General features: G+C 44.3%; 2 protein-coding genes and 2 tRNA genes. 3 read left to right on the forward strand and 1 reads right to left on the reverse strand.

Features of this window, described 5'->3' with window-relative positions; all coding sequences use genetic code 11:
• Positions 1–356 precede the first annotated feature (356 nt).
• Positions 357–2,222 carry a methyl-accepting chemotaxis protein gene (locus BCT49_RS04165; protein ID WP_102434263.1) on the forward strand — a complete coding sequence of 622 codons (1,866 nt, stop codon included), beginning with the start codon at positions 357–359 and terminating at the stop codon, positions 2,220–2,222.
• Between the two features lie 83 nt (positions 2,223–2,305).
• On the opposite strand, the gene BCT49_RS04170 is transcribed toward BCT49_RS04165, so the two are convergent.
• Positions 2,306–3,094, reverse strand: a complete 789-nt coding sequence (locus tag BCT49_RS04170; RefSeq protein ID WP_102434264.1) for a lipase family protein — start codon at positions 3,092–3,094, stop codon at positions 2,306–2,308.
• Positions 3,095–3,443: 349 nt separating this feature from the next.
• Between BCT49_RS04170 and BCT49_RS04175 the strand changes: the two genes are divergently transcribed.
• Positions 3,444–3,530 (forward strand) — tRNA-Leu (locus tag BCT49_RS04175).
• An 83-nt stretch (positions 3,531–3,613) separates the two neighbouring features.
• Positions 3,614–3,687 (forward strand) — tRNA-Cys (locus BCT49_RS04180).
• Positions 3,688–3,740: the final 53 nt, after the last annotated feature.

Raw genomic sequence — 3,740 nt, forward strand, 5'->3', positions numbered from 1 at the left:
CCGTGGACCTCGGTTCGACTCAGGGAGGCGCCTCCATCATTTAGAAAAAACCAGTCCTCGTGGCTGGTTTTTTCGTTTCTGACTTCTTCGTTTCTTTTTTGATCGTCCTAGCCTCTTCATTTCTCCCCTTTATCTTCCAAAGACCTACTCTATTTTGACGAGATCCTAAGTTGAACCTTTGTTGATAGACCACTAAATAAATCAAAGTCACAATTACCCATAATGCTCAATTTGTTTCATTGTTTTATGGGATAACCCTAATTAAAACATGTGTATGAGTGATAGTGTCCCTCTTTATATTTCTTTAATTGTTCTATAAGAGGTTCTTAAGTATGCAATTTAGTCTAAAGAGGAAAATGGTTTTCTCTGTAGTTTTGGCGATTGCTGTGACATCTGCCATTCTTCTTTTCATGGGTTATAAGACTTTTCAAACAAACAGCTGGCAAGCAATAGAAAGTGAAAGTCGCAATACACTTCAAGCCCATGCTAAGGGCATCAGTGACTGGTTCTATGATAAGAAACAAGCAGTACATGGGCTTAAGCAACAAGTGCAGCTTAACCCTTCAATCGATATTGTTCCTCATTTACGTCAAACCTTGGTATCTGGTGGGTTTGGATTGAGTTATTACGGTAACAAAGAAGGGGAGATGTTCCGCCATGATCCTTCATTGAATAAAGCGGGCTATGACCCAAGAGTCCGAGGTTGGTATAAACAAACCTTAGCTGAGAACCGTGCAGTTACAACCAAGCCGTATGTGAGTGTGACGATGCAAACCTTGGTGGTGACACTGACAGACCCTGTAACCGAGAATGGATCGATCATCGGTGTTGTGGCATCAAACTTGGCATTAGACAAGTTGATTGAAGACGTATTAGCTATTCAGGTTCCGGGGAATGGACGTGCGATTCTGATCGATAAGCAAGGAACGGTCGTTGCTCATCAAAATAAAGATTTCATCCTGAAACAAGTCAATGATATTGCGCCAGAGCTGAGTGTGTCTGGCTTGAACAGTGCTGCGCAAAACTTGACGACAATCTTTACTCAAGTGGACGGTGCCGAGCGAGTCATCATGGCTGAGCCAATTAAAGGCACTGACTGGCTGCTTGTGATTGAAATGGATAAAGAAGTACTAGAGCAACCTCTGTTCGACATGTTGATTAGCCAAATCACTACAGGTTTGATTGTATTGATCGTTATGGCTGCAGCAACTTCATGGTTTGTGGCTCGTCAATTAGTTGAGCTGGGTCGAGTGAGTGAAGCATTAGCTGATATTGCGGAAGGGGAAGGCGACCTCACACAAAGACTACAAGTGTCGAGCCAAGATGAGGTGGGTCAACTTGCCGATAAGTTTAATGTCTTCGTTGATCGGCTTCACCAAATGATGCAAAACGTCACGCAAGTTTCTACCGCGATGAATAGTGGTGCTGAGCATGCTAATACCAGCGCGATGAAGCGCAGTGACAGTGTGAGCAGGCAACAAGATGAGATCACGATGGTGGCAACGGCTGTGACAGAAATGGCGACAGCAACAGCCGAAATCGCCACGAATGCTGAGAGTACGGCCAAAAGCGCTACTCACTCAGTGGAATTGAGCGAGCAAGGCTTCCAACAGATGGCCAAAAGCCAATCATCGATCAATGAGCTTGCTACTGAGCTAACAAGCGCTGTGTCTATCATCAGCGAGCTTGAAGAGCATGGTCAGCAAATCGCGTCTATCTTGGCGACGATTCGTGAAATAGCGGAGCAAACTAACTTACTCGCGCTCAATGCGGCCATTGAAGCGGCTAGGGCAGGCGAACAAGGCCGAGGTTTTGCTGTGGTGGCTGATGAGGTTCGTGTGCTTTCTCAACGTACTCATGCTTCAACAGAAGAGATCGAAGACAAGATCAAACGCCTACAGCAAGCGACCAATGGTGCGGTTAAAGTGATGACGCAAAGCCATGATATGGCGAAAACAAGCGTACACGACGTGGACATGGCCGGAGAGAGCCTAGCTCAAATCCGTAAAGCGATTCAGATGATCAGTGATATGGCGACTCAGATTGCTTCTGCCGCTGAAGAGCAATCCTTAGTTACCGCGGAAATCAATGCGAATACTGAGTCTGTTCGTGAAGTCAGTGATGTGATGGCGCTTGATGCGACAGATGCCGTTTCGCAAGCCGATCAGCTCAGCCACTTAGCTAACGATCTCAAACAGGAACTATCAAGATTTAAACTTTAAGTTCAGTTAAAACCATACAGAGCACAAGTCATTACAGGCTTGTGCTCTTTTTTATGCAGCCAGCATCAACTTAATTCACTGCCTCAGTGCTTATCGAAGAAATCCTTATTACGGATATACTTACTCATTAAGTGATAAGAGAAAGGCCGGATCAACCAACTGAATATTGAGCGTCCGAGGCGTATTAATGTCGGTGTGTTTTCGTAGATCCTGCCGTTATAGAGCCAAAGCACTTTCCCTACATGCCAATACAACAGCGGCACGGGCGGCATGAAGGTCACAATATCGATGTCGCAACAGATACGGTAAGTTTTCTTGCCCAAACGGTAGTGTTTTTTAAAGCTCCAATCACCAATTGCAGGTTGTCCAAAAGTCACAATTCGTTTGATGCAACCTGGATACTTTTGGTCTAGGTAGTCAGCAAACACACAGCCAATAGCGCCGCCAGAAGAGTGCCCGGTGATCGAAATTCTTTTCCCTTGCTCTAACAAAGGTGTGAGTGCAGCTTCTAAGCGTTCGATAACGGTTTGCCCAAGCTTGTCTTCGTTACGACTTGGTTGGCTTTCTTGGAACATGAGATGAAAGAAACCAGCATGAACACGATAGTTCAGCCCAATCCTTTTACAGCTTCTGGTCCATAGTGCAAAAGTGAGTAGCCAGTCAGAAACGCTGTGTGACCCCTTGATAACTACGACGACTTCATCTTTGTCGCTGCTCCATAAGACTCGAATCATGGTTTTGCCAAACTGATTCTTTATAATGCGCTGTCCATTCGGATCAAAACCGTAACGAGTTTGTTTAAAGACTCTAGGGTAGGCGAGGTTGCAGAGCACGGCGTAGCGTTCATATTGGTATCGTTTTAGTGGCTTCACGTTGTCATTTCGTAATAGTCGTTACTTAAAACTCTAGCCTTTGAATATGAAAAGCACATGAAAACGAAGGCGTGTTTCCTTCATTCAATGGAATTAACGGTATTTAAGGAATCTTGAAATTAGATTTCGGCCTATGAGTTATCGCAAAAACTCAAAATCTACGTATAATAACCGTACAAGCTGCATTAAATTCATTCGTTTGAGTTCGATAATTAATCACTTGAATTGAAAGATAAAATTTACTGTTGACGAATTTTTTCTATCCGTTAAAGTACACCTCGTTCTCACGGCTTCGGTCGCAGAGAGATGGTGTTTTACTCTTCAGTAATCAGCATCGCATGATTGCGTTGCCCTGGTGGTGGAATTGGTAGACACAAGGGATTTAAAATCCCTCGGCGTTCGCGCTGTGCCGGTTCAAGTCCGGCCCGGGGCACCATCTATCTAGTTTCTACTTTAAGTAGAGTGTTGAACAAAGAGTAGTTCTCTTTAAACTCTTCAATATATTTTTATGTTGATAAAGGCGCCTTGGCAGAGTGGCTATGCAGCGGATTGCAAATCCGTGGACCTCGGTTCGACTCCGGGAGGCGCCTCCATTCTCTTTCTTATTTAATTAATGAGAAATTAGAAGAATGAAATTGCGATACTA

This window comes from Vibrio lentus, from assembly GCF_002875945.1.
GTDB lineage: Bacteria > Pseudomonadota > Gammaproteobacteria > Enterobacterales > Vibrionaceae > Vibrio > Vibrio apostichopi.